At 33.4% G+C, this 17,585-nt stretch carries 8 protein-coding genes; all 8 read right to left on the bottom strand.

From position 1 onward, the window contains the following. Positions 1 to 5: 5 nt before the first annotated feature. The 8 genes from LVD51_RS06805 to LVD51_RS06770 all read right to left on the bottom strand — a co-directional run bounded on the left by LVD51_RS06805 (position 6) and on the right by LVD51_RS06770 (position 17,575). On the bottom strand, positions 6 to 3,365 hold the full coding sequence (locus tag LVD51_RS06805; protein WP_236970455.1) for a TonB-dependent receptor: 3,360 nt from the start codon (positions 3,363 to 3,365) through the stop codon (positions 6 to 8). 297 nt (positions 3,366 to 3,662) lie between these two features. Then, a complete protein-coding gene (locus LVD51_RS06800) occupies positions 3,663 to 4,703 on the bottom strand; it encodes a FecR family protein (RefSeq protein WP_236970454.1) in 1,041 nt (346 codons plus the stop codon). 158 nt (positions 4,704 to 4,861) lie between these two features. Then, entirely contained in the window at positions 4,862 to 7,891 is a 3,030-nt protein-coding gene (locus LVD51_RS06795) for a PVC-type heme-binding CxxCH protein (RefSeq protein ID WP_236970453.1), read from the bottom strand. A 17-nt stretch (positions 7,892 to 7,908) separates the two neighbouring features. Continuing rightward, complete coding sequence (locus tag LVD51_RS06790; protein WP_236970452.1) at positions 7,909 to 8,817, bottom strand: hydroxypyruvate isomerase family protein; 909 nt, start codon at positions 8,815 to 8,817, stop codon at positions 7,909 to 7,911. Between the two features lie 5 nt (positions 8,818 to 8,822). Beyond that, entirely contained in the window at positions 8,823 to 10,631 is a 1,809-nt protein-coding gene (locus tag LVD51_RS06785; protein WP_236970451.1) for a RagB/SusD family nutrient uptake outer membrane protein, read from the bottom strand. A 25-nt stretch (positions 10,632 to 10,656) separates the two neighbouring features. Further along, positions 10,657 to 14,154 (bottom strand): SusC/RagA family TonB-linked outer membrane protein, encoded by a 3,498-nt coding sequence (locus LVD51_RS06780; protein WP_236970450.1) that lies wholly within the window; start codon positions 14,152 to 14,154, stop codon positions 10,657 to 10,659. A gap of 546 nt (positions 14,155 to 14,700) precedes the next feature. Continuing rightward, entirely contained in the window at positions 14,701 to 15,294 is a 594-nt protein-coding gene (locus LVD51_RS06775; protein ID WP_236970449.1) for an RNA polymerase sigma factor, read from the bottom strand. Positions 15,295 to 16,228: 934 nt separating this feature from the next. Then, positions 16,229 to 17,575 (bottom strand): IS5 family transposase, encoded by a 1,347-nt coding sequence (locus LVD51_RS06770; RefSeq protein WP_236970448.1) that lies wholly within the window; start codon positions 17,573 to 17,575, stop codon positions 16,229 to 16,231. Between the last annotated feature and the right edge of the window lie 10 nt (positions 17,576 to 17,585).

Below are 17,585 nucleotides of genomic sequence, written 5' to 3'. Positions count from 1 at the left end.
ATTATTTAAAATGTTAAATTAAGTCCAATAGTAACTACTTTTTGCTGAGGATAATCCAACCCTTGTGAGTTAATTATTTCTGGATCATAATTTATAATGGGTGTAAACGTTAATAAATTTTGAGCAGAAAAATATACTCTCAAATTCTGAGCAGATAACTTAGAATTTACCGCACTTGGTAATGTATAGGCTAGCGTTATACTCTTTAGCCTAATATATTTTGAATTAAACATCAAATAAGATGATTTTTGACTATTATTAGCGGTTGGCGAGGGAGTAAGTCTAGCATGTGATGCATTTGGATTATCTTCAGTCCAATAATCTAAATTACTTACATAGGCACTCCTACCATTATTAAATGGATGCCAATAACCGCTAGGCCCATATATATTTGTTTTAGCAGCACCTTGAAACAATACATCTAAAGTTAATTTTTTATAATCTGCATTTAAAAACAAACCATATATAATCTGCGGCACATCAGCCTCTCCAATTGGAACTTCATCTTCTAAGTTTATTTTACCATCTCCATTCACATCCTTATATCTTACATCACCTGGAAAAACTTGCCCCCAAGGCTGAGTGGCAATTCCTGACTTTAAATTTCCTTCAGAATCAAAATCATCTACCTGAAAATATCCAACCGCTTCATACCCAAATTCAGTACCAAGAGGTCTCCCAGTTCGTTTTCTATTTGGATTACTATAAGTGGCATCAGATTCAAATATTTCTATAAGTTTGTTTTTAGCATAAGTAAAATTCCCCCCAAAGGAAATGTTTATATCTTGATTTAATTTGTGAAAGGAAGTCAAATTAAGATCTAACCCTTGATTTGACATTTTCCCTGCATTTACTTGACTTAAACCAACTCCATATTCAGCTGGTACCACCACAGTAGGACTTGTTAACATATTATTTCTTAACTCATAAAACAAATCCATTTCTAGATTAAAAAGACCTCTTAACAAATTAATTTCAAAACCAACATTTGACTTCTGAGCTCTCTCCCATGTTATATTTGGATTAGGTTCCAATCCTTCTGAGGCAGCTTGAACTGCAACACCATCTATAACGGCAGCGGGGCCATACACATTGAATAAACTTAAATATTGAAAAGCAGACCCAGCCAATGCACCAGATTCACCATATGAAACCCTTAGTTTTAAATTATCCAGCCAAGTATTTTCTTTTAAAAATTTTTCTTCAGACAATCTCCAACCCGCAGAGAAAGCTGGGAAGAACCCAAAACGATTATCAGGTGAGAAATAATAGTGCCCATCATATCTACCGCTAGCCTCAAACAAATACTTACCAGCAAAATCATATGACACTCTATATACTAAACCAAGCTGTCGAGCACTTGAAGAGATTCCATAATTACTCAAATCTGCCAATGAAGAACTTCCTAGACTTAATTCATCAATGGTTAAATTATAATTTCTTCTAGCAGCTCCAAACTCCTCAGAATTATTTGATTTAGCCTCATATACTAATAAAGCATTTAAATTATTTTTACCAAAACTATTTCCATAGTTCAAACTTGCTTGATAAGTCAATTGGTTATTATAGACCATACTTTGGTCTAATGAAGGTTTAGTTTGCTCAAAAATACCGTCTATAAACACATAAGGGCTCTGTGTTGTATCAACTGACCATAGATGAGATGGAGTTCTAAATGATTTTGTCCGTATTAAAGTTGGATCAAAAGCAATAGTACCTTTAAAGTTTAACCCTTTGACAAATGGAAGATTTTGCTTTATACTAAGCTGAGAAAAAATTTGAGATGTATTAACTTTTTCACTACCACTTCCATGTACATTATTCCATACATATGTGCCACTTTCTCCATTAGAAAACAAAATTGGAGTGGTAGGTGGAGCATAATGAATTAATTCAAATATTCTTCCTGTTGATATCGGAGGTGAAGTATTAATTTGTTCTCTTCCTGTTACACTGAATGAAACTACAGTAGAATTAGTGACATTAGATTCAAGATTTAATGAATAATTATACCGTTCCTGATTAGTAGGCTTCCATAATCCAGCTTGATATTGGTAACCGACACTAGAATAATATTTTAATTTTTCAGTACCTCCAGTTACCTCAATATTATGTGATGTTAATGGTGTATTTTTTTCAAATAATAAATCATAAATATTTTGTGTTGGATGGCTATCAGGATCACTGCCATCCTTAAATTTTCGTAAATCAGTTTCGCTATATAAAGGATTTCCTCCAACATTAATACTAGCTTGATTTTTCAATTGAGCATATTCAAAAGCAGACGGAAATTCAGGTAATACTGTTGGATTTTGAAATCCATAGTAACCATTATAAGTAATACTAGGTTCACCTTTTTGTCCTTTTTTTGTAGTAACCAAGATTACACCATTGGCTCCAGCTACTCCATATGGCGCAACTGCTGCGGCATCCTTTAATACCGTTACTGATTCAATGGTATTGGGATCTAAATGTTGAAAATTTCTCGGAATGCCATCTACCACCAACAATGGTTGAGTATTTCCTGTAGTGGATACTCCTCGAACAAATATGTTACTAGCGTCTCTTCCTGGCTCCCCAGTATTCTGTCTAACAATTAATCCAGACAACCTACCTCCAATACTATTACTTAAATTTGCAACTGGAGATGTAGCTATATCATTTCCATTTAAATTTGAAACAGCTGAAGTTAATGATGTTTTCTTTTGTGTACCGTAGCCCACCACGACAACTTGATCTAAGGTTTGTGAATCTTCTACTAGGGTAACGGTTATTTGACTTTTACCATTTAATGGAATTTCCTGACTTTGATAACCTATGTAAGAGATCAATAAAACCCCTTGTTCATCTACTCCTGTCAAAGTAAATCGACCGTCAAAATCAGTAGCTGTACCAATATTGGTTCCTTTGACCAGTACATTTACTCCAATCAATGGTTCTCCTTGCTCACTGACTACTTGACCAGATACATCCAAAACCAATTTTTTATTTGAAAGTTCTATGAAATTACGAGGCTGTAATTTTAAAACTACCTCTTCCTTCCTATTAATCTTTTTTACTTCTTTAGAAGAGGTTGGTATAAAATTGCTTTCAATTATAGACTGACTGTCTTTAGTCTTAATCACCTCCTTTGGAAATAAAATAACACTATTTTCAATATATTTATATCCAAGAATAGTGGATGATAAAGCTTGATCTAAAACAAACTTAACACTTTGTTGACCTGGTCTTAATGAAATGTCTTGATATTTTTTAACTTCCGATGGAAGATAAGCAAAGGTTAATTGCGTTTGTAATTCTATTTTTTTGATAATGGATTCTAATCCTATGTCGTTCATTTCGACCGTTACCAATATATCTTCCAAACTTTGCCCTTTGCTATTTGAAGCTGTCAAAAGCTGAAGGCCACAAACCCACAAGAATATATAGATCAAACTGACCCGCATCAGAAACCGATTTTTCCTACTATTAGTAAAGATTTTGTACATTTTAATGGTTTTTAATGGTTACGCTAATTATTAAATACAATTTCTTCCAAAGTCCGTGGAAGAACACAGTACCATCTGATGATTTGTTTCAATATGCTGGTAACAAATTGAAATTCACACCTTTTGGCTTCATACTATCTATTCAATTTTCTTCATACTATATTTTTTAAATTTTTAATTACAAGGTCTTCCTCCTTTAATAGTTATAATGTTGTCTTTAGAAATTGTTTCTGCTTGCAAAACTCCACAGAACACACGCAATATCTGATCTAATGATTCGCCTTTCATAAAATTTGCATTGATCTCACACTGTCTAATTTGCTCGTTTTCAATTTTGATTTCCACATTGAATCTTTTACTCAATACAACAATGGCATCTGAGATCTTCATACCATCAAATATTATAAATTGATTTTTCCATTCTAAAGCTTTATCCAAATCTACTTCTGCCTTTTCAAATCGACCATTTTCCTTTTTTACAATCAATTGCTCATTCGGCATAATTTTTTCGTATTCTTTGTTTTGATCTCCAACGGACACTTTTCCCCGTGCTACCGTAACGACTACATCGGATTGACCCTCATATGCACTTACATTAAATGCAGTACCTAATACGGTAGTCTTTACGTCACCTGTGTGTACAATAAAGGGTCTTGAAGGGTCATGTGCAATATCAAAAAAACCTTCCCCAGTAAATTGTACCTCACGATTTAAATTTCCAAATGAACTCTTATATGATAATGTACTCCCATCATTCATAATCAATGTACTCCCATCGGGTAAATGAACAAATTGCTTTCCTTCAAAATTTATTGCAAATTCTGCTTGATCATAATTTGGAACTGTTGAAAAATTAAATAAATAATTTGAAACTTGAAAAGTTAAAAAACTAATCAATACGAGGAAGGAGGCAGCAAAAGCAAAATTTTTAAATCCATTAATTACTTGAGAGCGCTTTCTAACTAATATGACTTGATCTTCTTTTAACTTAATTTTATTCATTAAATGAATAAACCGACGCTCGGAATTATCTCCATAATCAAGTTCAAAGTCCAATTCCTTTATCTGATTCCAATGAGTATCCATCCACTCTTTTACTTCACTTTCAGATTTATTTTGACGAATATAATTTAACAGATCATATAACTCTTGTCTATTAATTGAATGATCTAAAAATTTATCAAAAAGAAGTCTTATATATTCGAACTTACCCATTCTACCTTTTTTAATACTTAAGTATACTATATATACACGTCATAACCTGTAAAGTCCCAAATCACTTTTAAAAAATAAAATATTATTTTAATTACGATATTTACGATGCCTCTTAAATTGCATTTCTATAAAGAATCATCAATTGAAAAATCCAATTATTACTTTCTAGAATCAACAATAAATTCTAGTAAATCGGCCATATCTTGGTGACTCATATCCACTTCCAAGCCTTCTGGCATCAATGAATATTCAGATATTGCTACATCTATAATATTTGATCTCATTAGTTCTTTTTCACTTCCATTACTTTGCCTAATAGTAAAACTATTCGATGATTCAGAAGATATTATACCCACATATGCATCTCCGTCCTTGGTTTTTACTGTATGTAATAAATGATCTGGAGCCACATCCCTATTAGGATCTAAAATATCCACTAATAACTTCGCCTTTCTACTTCCCAAGGTCGCTAAATTTGGCCCTATCGTATTGCCAATTGTATCTATTTTATGACATGTCGCACACTTAGTTTTAAAAATTTCACTACCTCTTAATAAGTCTCCTTTTAAATTTAAAACCACTCCATATTCATTGATAATAGATTGACGTTCTTCATTAACTTTTGGAATTAATAAATTTGCGGACTGATTAATTTCCTCATCTGTATGATCGTGTAAGTATTTTATTTGAGACGCTGATAATAATTTAGGGCTAATCATTTTTGATTCTATACCTTCTAATAACAATTTTGTTCTTTGTGGCCTAGCTAATAAAAAGTCCACAACCTGAATACGTATCGCAGGAGTCATTACTGACCACAAATCTGTTACTTTTTCGGCAACATCTAAATTTTTAAAATTGCCTAAGGTCTTAATCGCAGCCAAACTATATTCAGATAAAACATCAGGTTCTAATAATTTTATTAATACGGGAACAGTCTCTGCTTCAACACCTAAACCCAAAAAGTAAATGGCCTTTAATTTTTCCTCCTTTTGATTTGCTTCACTTTCAATAATACGTTTAGCTTCCATGAAAGCTTGCTTGTACACTGGTTTTTCATTAAATAAAATTTTCGAATTTGACCGTTCCAACCCCTCTCCTAAGGCAGATAACATTTCAAATTTCCTAGAAATATTTGGTATGCCATTAATTCCTTTTATTGCCTGATTAATGGCTACTGCATCATCCTGTGTACCTATCAATAATGTTAATTTAGACAGAAAATCATCAATCCCTTCAGCCGAATTTATTTTTTCATCTAATATAATCGAGTTGAAAAAATCAGTAGCATGAGTATTTAGTGAACTTAAAATGGCAGATTGTATCCACTCATCATCACTGTTTTGTAATAATATCTTTTTTAATGTATGAATTTTTTCTTTGGTATTCATCTCACCTAAGGTGAATGCCAATTGATAACGTACTTCGATGTCAGGATCATTCGACATGGACAATAGTTTATTCTTAATTGATGCCTTTTCCACACCTACAGTTTCTGCTAACTTTATCGTATGTCGACGAACTTGCGGATGATCATCGTTTAACCCCTCCAGAATTTCAGACATTGCTAAGGCATTTAAGCCGGACAAAGCATACAATACTCGCATCCTTGTGACTGGCTTTTTTGAATCCCTCAACAATTTTTTTAATAATGGAATGGCCATTTCATCTTGACGTTCAAAAATTAATCTCGATGCTGTACTTTGGTGCCACCCATTATCATGGTCTAATGTTGACACCAACTCCTTAATTGACATGGTCGATAAGTCTACTGTTGAATGTTGAGTAGAACCTTTCTTCACTATCCTATATATTCGACCTCTATCATTGCCTGATTGCAGATTTACATACTGTTGAATAGCATCAGGTACTCCAGAAGGTAAATCTATGATTTCCCGATACATATCCGCGATAAATAAATTGCCATCTGGGGCGTTGGCAAACTGAACAGGTCTAAACCAATTATCTGATGAAGTCAAAAATTCAGCATCTTGTTCATCATTTGGTCTAGCAGCTACCATGCCAACTCCTGTAGGTTTATTAAAAATAGAATCATGATGAACTAGATTTCCACTCGGTTCTCCAATAAATGAACTCCCCCTGTATTTTGAAGGCCAAGCATTTCCTTTATAAATCGTTATTCCACTGGAAGACGTAATATAACTGCCCCCATCATATCCAACGCCACCTTGCCATACGGGTCGATCACCACCTGGCTTTTGCCATTGTAAGTTCATGTTTTCATCCCTGACCAAAAGCCCCTCAACTGTCCATTTTGTTCTTAATTCACGCCATGGTTCATAACCACTTGTTCGATAAACTTCTGCGGAACCACCATCCGATGCTATACTTACATGAGACCTGGGCATTATAAATGAGGGATTTCGTTCTGCATAATTATTGTCATACATCACATTTTCGATATGACTACTCTGTCTAGTAATATATTTCCTGCCCCAATCGTCAAAACTCATACCATGTTGCATCCCACCTGACTCCTTAGTCATTTGAAAACTATTTGGATCAAATGAAAAATCATGACCACTCAATTCGGCCATGACCTTTTGGTTGCCTTCTGATAATTCCATATAGCCTCCATTGCCAGAAGTGACCCCATGTATCCTATTATCAAGACCCCATCGGAAACTATTTGGCATTTGTTGAACAAAAAAGGCTGGTCTACCTTTTGAACCAAAACCACTAAGTACTTTCTTATTGATATCCGCTACACCATCTCCATCTGTATCTTTGAGATATAATAAATCAGGTGTGTTCGCAACAAATATCCCCCCCTTATAATTAATAAGTGCAGTAGGGAATCTAAGGTTATCCGCAAAAACGGTACTTTTGTCAAAAACCCCATCTCCATCAGTATCTTGTAATAATTTTATCCTTCCTATTTTTTCACTAGTTGTGTCTATAAAAGGATAATAACGCATCTCAACTACATACAACCGCCCCTTTTCATCAAACTCTAACGCCATTGGATCCATGACCATTGGCTCACTTGCAACCAATTCAATATCAAAACCATCTTTAATCTGAAAAGTAGACAATGCGTCTTTTGGCTCGATTGGCCTAATGTGTAATTTTTCTGGATCAACAATAGGACCTGTCTGATCCTCATTAGTGGCACAACTAGCCATAAATAATGCCAAAATCAATAGGATTTTTTTTGAAATATTCATTTAATAGTATTTTTTCACTAAAAATTATCTGCTCGAATATAGGCATCAATTACAGCCTTTTCTCCAGTGATGCCCGCTATTGAATTACCATGCTCCATACCCAATAATCCTGTATATCCTTTTGAGTATATCAGTTTAAAAATGTTGGAAAAATTAATTTCACCGGTAAAGGGCTCCATTCGACCAGGATTATCGCCCACTTGAAAAATTCCAATTTCATCCCATGCTTCATTTATATTATGAATTAAATTCCCTTCAGTGATTTGTTGATGATATAAGTCATTTAATATTTTGCATGCAGGACTATCTACTGATTTACAAATAGCATATGCTTGTGAAATGGTGCTAAGAAATAATCCCGGATAATTTCTATTTACGGGTTCTATAACCATCACAATTCCATAAGGTTCTAAAATTTCACTGGCCCGTTTCAAAGCATCAATTACATTGGATGTTTGATATCCCATTTCTACTCGCATATCGAGTGTGCCTGGCATAACAGTGATCCATTTTGCACCCACGCGTTTAGATATTTCAATTGTTTTTTTGATATCCTTCAAAAAAGAATCCAAATGCATTCCCTTTCCTTTTACAAGGTCTGGTTTATCCCATGAATATGTGTGACCTGCTATCACACCCATTTTCAAATTTAATTTCTCTAATCTCCTTCCAATTTTATCTTGTGTTGAAACATCTCTTCGCCACATTCCGTCATCCGTTAGCCCCTTAAAACCCATCTCGGCAAAAAAATCTAATTGATCCATTAAATCTTCGCCAGCATGATGCTTAAATGTCCCAAATTTTGGAGCATAATTTAATTTAAAATTATGCTTACTCTTTTTGGTAAAATTAACTTGCCCCAATTGTTTAGAACCTAATAAACTGGCAATACCTAAACCACTCCTAATAAATTGCTTTCTATTCATACGATTTAATATCCAGGATTTTGAGTAAGTTGAGGAGCTCTACTAATTTCATCAAATGAAATAGGTATCCAATATAATTTATTGTCAGTCATATTTCTATTCTGAACTTGAATCTCTTTATAAACTACGTTCGTTTCATCTTTTATTCTGTCATAGGTTTCCGTAATGGTCATACCTTTAACACTTTCAACTTGATCCAATATTTTCCACCTTCTCAAATCAAACCATCTCATTTGTTCAAAGGCTAATTCAACTCTTCGTTCATGTCTAATCGCCTCCTTTAAATCCCCCACATAATTGGGTAATCCAGCTCTATTCCTGATCATATTTAAATATTTAGATGCGTTGCTCTCATCACCCAATTCATACAAAGCTTCTGCATAATTCAATAGAATCTCTGCATATCTAAATTCAATCCATGCGTTTTGATTATTTTCATCTCTGCCAATAATTTCATCATCTAAATGTTTTTTAGCAAGATATCCAGTATACCCACCATCTTCAGGAGTAACAGGACCTTGTCGTGTATCTATACCTGGAACCGTTTGAATAACTTGACCATTTTCTGTAATGATCCTCGTCCGTCTATCGTAGACACCAATAGGATCTCTATCTTGTAGATTGGAAAATCTAGGTTGCCATTTTGCTCCATCATAAAGTATCGAACCATAAAATCTAGGTTCTCGGTTATCGTATGGATTATTGCTCAAATATTTTGATGATATATTGACATATTCTCCAGCAGAATTAATCATAAAATGATCAAAAAAATCAGAACCATCTTCCATTTGATAATCATTGACTAAACTTTGAGTTGGATTGTTTGAACCCCAATTTCCATTCCCGTTTGGTCCATTTTGTAGGTTGGTTTGCCTAGAATCTCCAACATCTTGTCGAAACATTTTCCCCCAAATAATTTCAGGATTTGAAAGATCCTTTTGTTTGAAAAAATTAAAATAATTTTCTGCTACCAAAGAAAGATCAGGTGCGCCCATATTAGACAAACTATAGGTTCCTATATTGATAACCGCTTCTGCAGCATTTTTAGCAGCATTCCAAAGTTCTTGTCTATTTGGGTTTTGGTATGCTACAATGGGCATACTAGCCTGTCCATCGGCAGTCAAATCACTAGCAGCAAACAATAACACTCTCGATTTTAATGCTAGAGCTGCACCTTTGGTAGCTCTTCCCATCTCCATTTCATCTTTGGTCAATAAAAGATTGGCCGCATTATCACACTCTGTTGATATAAAATCGATGGACTCCTTAAAGGTTGATCGGGTAATTGTAGAAAATTCATCTCCTAGATTGGGTTTCGTTTTCATAATAGGTACTCCTCCATAAGTCATTACTAATCGCGCATAACACATGGCACGTAAAAACATGGCTTCCCCTTTCAACACATCTACTTGACTTGCAATATTTTGATCACCTTCCACCAACACATTATCAATGTTTTCTAGAAAAGTATTCAATGCAAAAATATTAGAATACATTGATTTCCAATTAATTTCTTGAAAAAATGAGCTATTGAATGGTCCTTGACTGGAAGCTGTAATATTACCTTCTAAATAAATATCTGTCCCAAAAATGTGTATAAAGAAAATATTATCTGAAATGCCATCTAGATACATTAATCCGCTCCAAGAATTTTTTATATTCAAATTTCGATAGCATCCCTTTAAATAATTTTCAGCTAAATTCACGTCTGTCCAAACAACATTGTCCGAATAGCGATCTCTTGGATTTTCATCTAAAATACTATCACAGGATAGAAAAAATAGTATGCTTAAAATCAATATTAAATTTTTCATTTTAGACTTGTTTTTGAGTTAATATTTAAAATGTAAAATTACCGCCCAAAGAAAATGTCTTCATTAATGGATAATCTCTCGCACTCGATACTTCAGGATCGAAAATTGGGTTTCGATTATACAAGAGGAATAAATTTTGACCAGATAAATAGATCGATACCCCTTTGAATTTAATTAACTCTGCTATATTATTAGGTAATTCGTAGGATAACTGAACATTTTTCAATCTTGCAAATCCCAGTTCGTGAAAACTGTAATCGGTTAAATAAGCTTGTCTCCAATATTCTTCTACTTTCTCAAAAGCCCTTGGTTTCGAACCATTTATATTATCAGGAGTCCAACGATCTATTGCATCATATTTGAAATAGTTACCCGCAGTACCTTGGCGTTCATCAGAATAAACATACTTAATGGCATTTTCAACTCCATGAATAAAAAATGACAGACCTAAATTCTTGTAATTCAGATTAATATTAAATCCGTATGTCAATTCTGGTGTTGAGGTCAAAGGAATAAGCTCTCTATCATCGGCCGTAATATTACCATCACCATCAATATCTTTAATGATGATATCTCCAGGTCGAGCCCCAGGCACATGAGGTAATGATTCGACATGAGTAATATCTCTAAATATACCATCAAATCTATACAACAATTGAGAACCTTGAGGTTTTCCAGTTAACACTTGCCATGGCACACTTCTTTCTGGCTCATCAAATTCAACCACTTTATTTCTAGCAAATGATACGCTTGACCGAATATCATATTTGAAATTCTGAACTCTATTGCGATATCCCAACACCAATTCAACTCCTCGATTTTCAACTATTCCAAAATTCTCATCTGGCAAATTTAACCCCGTAAAATAGGGTACTGAAGCATTTCTTTTAACAAGTATATTATTTCTTTTCTCATAGAACAATTCAAGTTCCATACTCAAATTGTAGTTAAAGAAATATGATTCTATTCCGAAATTGTAAACATTTGCTACCTCCCATGTAATTTGAGGATTTGGAGAACCAGACTGATACAAGGCAGGTGAATATTCAGCACCACTGCCACTAACTATTCCTGTTCCAAATCCAAAACTAGTTAAGTATTGAAAGGGTGGAATAAGGTCATTCCCCATTTTCGCCCAAGATGCTTTTAATTTGAACTCATCAATTACATTTATATTAGATTTCCACCAGTCTTCTTCAGAGATTCTCCATCCAGCCAATAGGCTTGGAAAATTCCCCCATCGTCCACTTTCTTTGGAAAATCGCAATGAACCATCGCGACGCAAACCAAACTGAAACAAGTATTTATCTGCAATATCATAATTAATTCGTGATATAAAATTCACTCTCGAATCTAAACTCGCCCAACCATTATTGTCCTTTTGTGCATCTCCTCCTGCAAATAAATAAGGAAGTTTGTCCGAATTAAAGAATCTACGAAAAGCCGAAATACCTTGAGCTTCATTTCTTCCATTTTCATAAGCTAATAATATATGAAGATTATGAATATCACTAAATGTAGTAGAATACTCTGCCTTAACGTTCAATGAAGTAGCTTTTGAGTCACTATATTGATCCGTTAACCTCGGTTCTGAAACTGTTCCCGCTCTATATGGGATCAAAAATTCTTCTCCATTTTCCACTCCCGTATTTCCTACAGCAATATACGCAGCATCATCAAAACTATACAGTGTGTATGGTTTTTCGAAAATTTTTAGTTTATCAAAAGTTTTGTCAAATGAATAAAATGCATCGAGCCTTAATCCCTCAATGTTTGGGATTTTAAAGGAAGCTGAAATAATATTATTACTCGTATAATTATTGTCATTCACAAAACCTGGTTCAAATGAAGGTGTTACAATAGGTTGATCACCATATTCAATATCTGGACCTGGTTTATCGGTGCCCGGAAAAACAGCATGCTTATACGGATAATTTCGAATCACTGACGAAAAGACATTATAAGCCGATTTAACAGAGCTTTCTCTTTCACCTTTTACCCCATTAATGTTTAAACCAACGTTTATATATTCATTAATTTTAACATCCATTTTACCTTGAATATTAATTCGATTGTAATTTGTACCGGAATTAGAATATATTCCACCTTCGTTTAATGTTCCAAAGGATAAATAATATTTAATATTAGAGCTCCCTCCATTTACAGAAAAATTATGATTGCCAATTCTACTATAATCTGACAATGCCTCTTCATACCAATTTGTATTTGGATGGGTCCATAAAAAATCCCCAGATTTATATTTTTCAATGTCATTTTGAGAAAATGTCATATTGCTTTCATCAATACCTCTATAGGATTGTACTTCCCTAATCATGGAAGCATATTCAAATGAACTAGCCATTTCAGGCAATTTAGTAGGAGATTTTAATCCTTCATAAAATCGATAATTAAAAGTTGGCTTAGCATCATAATCCCCACTTTTTGTCGAAACCAATATGACACCATTTGCCGCTCTAGCTCCGTAAATGGCTGCTGAAGCATCCTTTAGAACACTTATACTGGAGATGTCATTCGGATTAATAGAGTTTAAATCCCGCCCTTGAACGCCGTCTATGATCACGAGTGGTGAGTTGTCACCTAGGGTAGCCGTTCCTCTTATTAATAATTTTGATTGATTATTCCCAGGTTCCCCAGTTCCTTGTTGAGCAGTTAATCCTGGGATTCTTCCTGAAAGTGCATTTGAAATATTTGGTACAGGGGAAGTTAGGATTTCCTTTTCCGAAACGACGGATACCGAACCAATTAAATTAACTTTCTTTTGAGTACCATAACCAACCACAACTACCTGATCTAAAGTTTGAGAATCTTCTTCTAATACTACAGTTAGATCCCTTCTTCCATCTAGTGGAACTTCAATTGTCTGATACCCTATATATGAAAAAACCAAAACATCGTTTTCATCCACATCATTAAGGATAAATCGTCCTTCAAAATCAGTGGCTGTCCCTATATTTTTATTCTTCAATAACACATTCACTCCAATCAAGGGTTCACCCTCTTGACTAACAACCCTTCCTGAAACATCAGCCACAATTATTTTATTGGAGATTATTACAGTGTTATTTGACTTTAATACAGATATGCTCTCAGTTCTTAACCTTTGAGAAAAATTATTTATACTACTTACAAGAAAATTTTCTTTATTTTCATCAAAATCAATTTCATTTCTTTCAACCAATTTCTTGGGAAATAAAATTATGCTATTCTCAATATATTGATATCCAAGATCTGTAGAAACTAAAGCCTGCTCTAATACAATTTTAACATTTCTTAATCCAGGTTTAACAGATATATGTTTGTATTTATTTATATCTGATGATAAGTAGGCAAATGTAAGTTGAGTTTGTTTTTCTATTTTTTTAATAATGGATTCTAATCCTTTATCTGATATTTCAATAGTAATCCATATATCCTCTAAACTTTGACTTTTCTTACTTGAAGCTATGAGAAATTGATTACTACTAACCATTAAAATAATCAAGAGCAAACAAGTTCGTAGCAAAAATCGAATTTTTCTACAATACGTAAAAATTTTGTACATTTGTATCGTTTTTGATGGTTACGCTAATTATTAAAAACATATTTTCCCGTTTAGAGCGGGATAAAGGAAACCATCTGATTAATTATTTTCGTTATGCTGGTAACATTCCGAAAACTTATCCGGATGGTTTTTTTTTATTTTACTTATCTATATCCCATAGTTTTAAGTTTTAAGTTTTAGAAATAGTATCAAATGTATTTTGTAATAACATTTATGTTAATGTGAGCATTTAAAATATAAATTAGCATAAAGCACTTTCATTAGTAATAACTAAGTCAACTGCTTTAACACTGTAAAACTTCAAATAACTTGAATTAAAATCGTCAATAAATAATCCATCTAGTATAATTCATTTTCTTTTATACGATCTTCAATTGACAGTACCCGAAGAATAATGAGAACGTTCATTCTACAATAATTCTTAGTCGAATTGTAATAGAATATATAATAGATACACGTGAGAACTCTAAAAGTCCCAAGACTAAAAAAAAAATTTATCCTCTTGGACTAAAAAAATAGAATAAAGAAACAAAGTATCGTTTCTTTAATAAAAGGTTGGAGTTGATTTCGAATGATATCCATGGTCTTCCACAAATGGTTTTTTACTGTTTTTTTGGATATGCCCAACAATTCAGCGATTTCAGAATGACTTCTACCTTCTAGCTTCGACAATTGGTAAATGGATCGTTTTTGTTGTGGTAGTTTTTCTATAATTTCGGCTACGATATCTTGATATTCAGAAAAGATAATTTCAGTTTCAACTTGATGATGCATATTAGAAATATTTATCCATAATTCCTCTCTGATTTCTTTACGACGAGAACTGTCTCGTAAATAATTATAGGTCAAATTTCTCGTCATTGTATATAAATATGAATCAAATGAACGATTTATATTTATATCCCTGCGTCCTTCCCAAATTTTTATAAATACTTCTTGCACGATTTCTTCTGATAAATATTCAGATTTAGTAAATGAAAATACAAAGTGAAAAAGTCTACGCTCAAACAACAAATAAAGCTGTTTAAAAGAACTGGTATTACCTATAATCAAACCTTCTACCAATTTCTTATCTACTATATGATCTTTATTATTTTTCATTTTTTTTGAGTTAATACTAACTCATTTTCACAACCTAAAATTAAAATTCCTATTTGATAGATATAGCTCAAAAACATCTTCCACACACCAAATCAATCCAAATATATAAAACAAAAAACACATAATGTAAAATTTATTACAAAACACAACCAAAAAACATCAAAACAATATTACACATAACACCACAAACACATATTATAATAAATCAATAAAAACAAAAATACAATGTGAACTAGCCACGAAATTTAATTCAATAAAAATCTAACCTATGAAACAATCTGTTCAATAATACATAAATATGAATTTCAACCGACACAATATGAAAATTTTAAAACTGGCGACTTAATTCCACATATAAAGCACTATGATTAATACTATTACATCTTGCTAAAGATACTTATCTTGATCCAATACCTTTACAATTATGTATCAGACATTCAGATATTATTTTTGAAAAATTGTTATATCCAATGCTTTAAATAATTGTATTTCTGTTAGGCAACTGAACCAAATTCATTTTGCATTTACGGGATCTTTTACTTAGCTTAAAATGTGCTAGTAATCACTACTAGGTTTAGGTAAAATACCATATGCATTTTGTAAAAACAGTTAATATTCTGAATGATCGAATGAAGTTGCCTCAAAGACAACCAAATTCATTTTTCATGATTTAGACGATGGAAACAGAGACGCTAGGTTTTACCAAATACTTTTATAATAGTCAGTTATATTTCGATTTATTGTAGACATATGACCGGAAGAAGTACAAAGTACCATATCGACTTAACGTCGATTAGATGTTTCGCATTTCGTGCAGTCATATCGTAGACCGAATTATGGTCAATGGCACTTTCCTCTCCCACCCAATTCGCAGAGGCATTGGAGCCTTCATCAAATACCCATTGAGGGTATTTTCAGTTATATTTAGGGTCTACTAATAAATCCTATCATAACTTCCAATAGTTTCTGGACTTGAACTTATATTTTTGAGCTGAATCAGGACCAAAAGGTTAAGCAAAATGATTTGTATCATAAAATTAATCCTCTGACCTATCTCATTGGTCTGTTTGTTGATCAATTGACTTGAAAACAGCTTTAATTTTTGCCATAACTGCCAGATATTCATACTGATGGCTATCAAGTGCATATGAGCCTTACTTGTTTCGGCGTACTTCATTCTTATTTTATTCATCCCATACTTCAATTTACCTAGACCAAATTTTCCCTCAATTTCACTCCTTTTATTTTGCCGTTTTTTACACCATCTTTTTTCTTCTTTGTTATATCCTTTGGGACGTCCCAGTTGAGCTCCATAATGTTCGATTCCTCTCTCCTTTAGCATTTTACGATTTTCTCGATTTAAATATATTTTGTCCACTAATACACTTTGAGGATAATAGCCATATAGCCTCTTATAATCCTCTACGATTGCTTCTAGGTCTTTGGCTTCATTGTAATTATTAAAATCAATCCTATCCACTTTTACCATCCCTTCGGTTTCACTTACATTTATTTTTGATCCAAATTCTGTCTTTTTGCCCGCTTTCCCTCTTACTATGGGACGAACCCAAGGCTTGGACAAATTAACTATTCGATCCTTTACATTTTTGCGACCGTCACGGTACATAATCCATTGTTGATCGTAAATATGTTGCACAACCAAATAGGAGCGATAAGTCTTCCCATCCATATGGGGCAAGCCTATTCCTTTGCCTGTTTCGTAGGCATCCAACATCACATTTATATGTTTTAGATTCCGACGTAGATATTGTAATTGTTGTTTCTTGCACTTTCTTATCTGTTTATTACCTGGACTCTTCTTTTTGGCAAAATTTAGATAATACTCTGCTGCTACCTTGCGATATGTCCTTGGCTTTTTTTCGTAGTACCCTAAGTCAAATAGATGATCTATCATTTGTTCTGTAAATAATCGCGCTTCGTTCAACAATCTTGTGTCCGTTGGAAACCGAAGGTCTTCGGGACATACTGTGGCGTCAACTTTTAATATCCCTCGGTTGATTAAATTTGTATTATCCTTACCAGCTTTTGTTCCATATCTCGCTCGATGTTTCATAACCGTACCTTGCGCCACCTTTAATACCAGTTCATTGAGCTCTGACATACTTTCTTCTCCCAGTCGTTTACGAACAGCTACCAACACCTCAGGGGTAAACAATGGACGGATAGTAAGACTGCGTAGTCCTACAAAATATTGCATGTAGATATTTTCTTGTATTTGTTGAAGACAATCTTCGTCACTTAAATTCTCTAACCCCTTCACCAACAAAGCA

The sequence above is a fragment of the Membranihabitans marinus genome (assembly GCF_021729155.1).
GTDB classification, from domain to species: domain Bacteria; phylum Bacteroidota; class Bacteroidia; order Chitinophagales; family Saprospiraceae; genus Membranihabitans; species Membranihabitans marinus.
Note: the sequence above shows the minus strand (reverse complement) of the source record. Positions and strands in the feature narration are given on the sequence as shown.

What these genes read in the sequence shown, in the direction of transcription:
- LVD51_RS06795 (WP_236970453.1), bottom strand. Translation starts at nt 7,891, where the DNA reads ATGAATATTTCAAAAAAAATCCTATTGATTTTGGCATTATTTATGGCT.
- LVD51_RS06775 (WP_236970449.1), bottom strand. Translation starts at nt 15,294, where the DNA reads ATGAAAAATAATAAAGATCATATAGTAGATAAGAAATTGGTAGAAGGT.
- LVD51_RS06790 (WP_236970452.1), bottom strand. Translation starts at nt 8,817, where the DNA reads ATGAATAGAAAGCAATTTATTAGGAGTGGTTTAGGTATTGCCAGTTTA.
- LVD51_RS06785 (WP_236970451.1), bottom strand. Translation starts at nt 10,631, where the DNA reads ATGAAAAATTTAATATTGATTTTAAGCATACTATTTTTTCTATCCTGT.
- LVD51_RS06800 (WP_236970454.1), bottom strand. Translation starts at nt 4,703, where the DNA reads ATGGGTAAGTTCGAATATATAAGACTTCTTTTTGATAAATTTTTAGAT.